The sequence below is a fragment of the Ferruginibacter sp. genome, from assembly GCF_031430955.1.
GTDB lineage: Bacteria > Bacteroidota > Bacteroidia > Chitinophagales > Chitinophagaceae > Ferruginibacter.
Genome location: NZ_JANPCM010000595.1, coordinates 1 through 3,261, shown reverse-complemented (window position 1 = coordinate 3,261; position 3,261 = coordinate 1). Strand labels below are relative to the sequence as shown.

General features: G+C 35.4%; 4 protein-coding genes and 1 pseudogene. 3 read left to right on the top strand and 2 right to left on the bottom strand.

The window, feature by feature from the left end; translation table 11 throughout:
* Both ACY65O_RS16835 and ACY65O_RS16830 read right to left on the bottom strand, forming a co-directional pair.
* Positions 1–714, bottom strand: a pseudogene (locus ACY65O_RS16835) (alpha-L-arabinofuranosidase C-terminal domain-containing protein); the annotation flags it as partial.
* A 15-nt stretch (positions 715–729) separates the two neighbouring features.
* On the bottom strand, positions 730–960 hold the full coding sequence (locus ACY65O_RS16830; protein ID WP_462222023.1) for a DUF3820 family protein: 231 nt from the start codon (positions 958–960) through the stop codon (positions 730–732).
* A gap of 198 nt (positions 961–1,158) precedes the next feature.
* Between ACY65O_RS16830 and ACY65O_RS16825 the strand changes: the two genes are divergently transcribed.
* The 3 genes from ACY65O_RS16825 to ACY65O_RS16815 form a co-directional block, all read left to right on the top strand.
* On the top strand, positions 1,159–1,662 hold the full coding sequence (locus ACY65O_RS16825; RefSeq protein WP_462222022.1) for an SET domain-containing protein-lysine N-methyltransferase: 504 nt from the start codon (positions 1,159–1,161) through the stop codon (positions 1,660–1,662).
* A gap of 6 nt (positions 1,663–1,668) precedes the next feature.
* A complete protein-coding gene (locus tag ACY65O_RS16820) occupies positions 1,669–2,817 on the top strand; it encodes a D-alanine--D-alanine ligase family protein (protein ID WP_462222021.1) in 1,149 nt (382 codons plus the stop codon).
* Between the two features lie 63 nt (positions 2,818–2,880).
* A partial coding sequence (locus tag ACY65O_RS16815) for a hypothetical protein (protein ID WP_462222020.1) occupies positions 2,881–3,261 on the top strand: 381 nt, incomplete at its 3' end.

Below are 3,261 nucleotides of genomic sequence, written 5' to 3'. Positions count from 1 at the left end.
AGGTTTCATATCGGCCAGCAATTGTATCATATCAGCTCTCATTCCTCCCGGTCTTTTTTTCCAGGTATCTTCCGGAAATAAAGAGATCATATCCATATCAATCACACCTGTTCCTTCAAACCAAATTTTTAGTTTTCCTTTCTGTGCACTATCACTTGCGGTAATGCTGATGGTTTGTTTTTTCCATGCATTGCCGGTGGCAGCTGTGGTAATAACGCCAGTTGCTAAAATTTCTTTTTTTGCATTTATAATTTCTGCATGCAGTTTTAAGTTACCGGTTTGCTGGCGGTACATTACAGAAAAATCGTAACGCAGATCTTTTTTTATACCCATGCCTCTAAATCCTTCGTTGGTGATGCTTAAGGTTCCAGCTATGGAATTATTTACAGTTACTCTTGCAAAACGTGGATTGGCCAGGTTTTGTCCCTGCCTGTTTAACACGGTTACTGCTGCTTCGTTAAAAAAATTTTGTTCTACTTTCCATCCCATTAATGGCTTGCTAAATTCGAAAGAACGGTTTTTTACCAGCTCGGCATAAATACCACCATCAGCACCCAAATTAATATCTTCAAAAAAAACGCCCCACATGGTGGGCTGAATTTCGGCATAAGGTTTATCTGTTTTTACAGTAATTATATTTGTTGTTTGTGCTGTTGCAAAAAAAGTAAAGAGGATAAACACAAGATTCGTTAGAGTAAATTTCTTCTGTTTCATTGTTTGTTTTTTTAACTACTTTTTCAAAGGTCTTAATAAATCTTCCAATCCATTTATCTTAATTTCATAAATAGTGGCCAGTAAAACACCCAGCTTTCCCTTAGGAAAACCCTTGCGCTGAAACCATTCTAAATACGATACCGGCAAATTACAAAGTACCGTTCCTTTATATTTTCCAAAAGGCATTTCCATTTTTACCAGTTGCAGCAACAGTTCGCCATTGGGCATATTTTCTTCTTTATTCAAAAGTGTTTTGTTTATTAGTAAAGATATTGTTTTAAGGTTATTAACATTATAAAGCAATTAATCCACTTATTGAATAATAACAGTTAAATATCTTTTTTATTATTCAATGTATTTATACATTTACTGTAATCAAATTTATCATTATTAAATAATTAATTCTTTATTAAACTTTTTGCATCTACCCCATTCTAAATTCACATGACAACAACTACCATTACTGCCCCAAATTTTGAAGTTGTAAGCAAGCATGCCTTTGGAGATGTATTGCTCAATACTTCAACCAATCAAAAATCTTTAAACGCTACAACCGCTATTAAGCCCGGTGAAATTATCAGCAAATTTCATGCAGGCATTACGCAATCGTATGCAACGTATTTAACTGTGCAAACCGGTGTAGATACTCATATTACTTTGCAACCGGAGTTTTTGCAATACATCAACCACAGTTGCGACCCTAATGTTTTTTTTGATACTGCATCTATGGAATTAATTTGTTTAAAACCATTGCACCCCGGTGATGAACTAACATTTTTTTATCCCAGTACCGAATGGGAGATGAGCCAGCCATTTGTTTGTAATTGCAAAAGTGGCAATTGCCTGCAGTTAATAAATGGCGCTGCTCATTTAGATAAATCTACTTTACAAAAATATCGTTTAACCGATTTTATTAAACAGCAGGCCCAACAAAAATTGTCTGTTTAAATTTATATGCCTTCATTGTCTGCCTTTTTACCAATTGTTCCTCTCGAAAAATTAAAAGTTTGGGTACTGGCGCCGCATCTTATAACCAACGATGCCAACATAGATTATTATTACGATTTTAGCCAGAGCATAGCCGAATACACCAAAACATTTGCTGCATTAAATATTGAATGGCAATGGCAACCTGTTACCATGAATGATTATGCAACCGTAATTAATACTATTGTTGCCGAAAAAGAAGAAGGGGTTTATTTTCCTGTGGTATTTAATATTTGCGATGGCGATGAAGTAAACGGAACTCCCGGAGTTTCTGTTGTAAAATTATTACAGGAAAAAGAATTGGTGTACACCGGCTCGGATGAATATTTTTACAACATCACCACTTCTAAAATACCCATGAAGGAAGCGTTTGATATGTGCAATGTGCCCAATGCAAAATGGGAAGCCATAAAAATAAAAGATCAATACACCAATGGAATTTTCGAAAGATTAGGTTGCCCCATTATTGTTAAACCATCTGTAAGTGGGGGCAGCATGGGCGTAGGCGTAAAAAATGTTGTGGAAAATAAAGCAGAGTTAAATGAACAGATTGTTAAAATGTTTGACGGCTACCGTGGATGGAATTTGGCAACCGATGGCTTAATTGCCGAATCGTTTATAACCGGACCCGAATACACCGTTTTAATTGTGGGCAGTTACGATAAACCAAAGGAAGCAAAAGTTTATACCCCGGTAGAACGTATTTTTCATCCTTCTTTACCTGATAAAGAAAAATTTTTATCGTTCGACAGGCTTTGGGAAATTTATGAAGAAGAAGAACCAATGCCCAACGAAGGAAATTTTTATGAATACGAATTACCCGACAAATCTTTAATTAACGAAATTAAAAAGATAAGCTGGGATGCCTATGTTGCCTGCAAAGGAAAAGGCTATACAAGAGTAGATGTAAGAATGGACGCCGCTACTAAAAAATTATATGTGCTGGAAGTTAATGCACAATGTGGTTTAAGCGAAGATGAAGATTACACTTCCATCGGCGCAATATTAAGAATGAGTAATAAAACATTCCGTCAATTAGTTGTAGAAATTATCAATGATGCTTTTTTGCGCAAGGCAGTAAAAAAAGTAAGGTTACAACGGCGAAAAGTTGCATAAGTTTTATACCTCAAACAAATAAAACCGCTTACTTCTTTTAATTCCTTATTCTAAAAAAATTAAATGTCTCAACTCATAAATAATTCATCGCTTCAATCTTCTCCATTTCCTCCCCTTTCGGGGTTCTCTGATAAGAGAACGAACGAAGTTCAAGAGGGGGCTATAAAAGTTTGTGTATTAGAACCAGATTATTCAACTACTGATGTTGATTATAAAAATTACGATCCTCCTAGGGATTTATCTGCTTTGCTGCCAGGCGATACTGTTGATACCGTTTTCTTAAATAAACTTACCACCTACAAACAACTTAAAGAACTCAAGAAAAAAAATTACGACATTTTTGTAAACCTTTGCGAAGGATATTTAGAATGGGAGGTGCCCAGCATTGATGTAATTTATACTTTAGAATTATTAAACCTTCCTTTTACCGGCCCCACTACTTTA

Excerpts from the sequence above, each read along its gene's own strand:
- ACY65O_RS16825 (WP_462222022.1), top strand. The coding sequence starts at position 1,159 with ATGACAACAACTACCATTACTGCCCCAAATTTTGAAGTTGTAAGCAAG.
- ACY65O_RS16820 (WP_462222021.1), top strand. The coding sequence starts at position 1,669 with ATGCCTTCATTGTCTGCCTTTTTACCAATTGTTCCTCTCGAAAAATTA.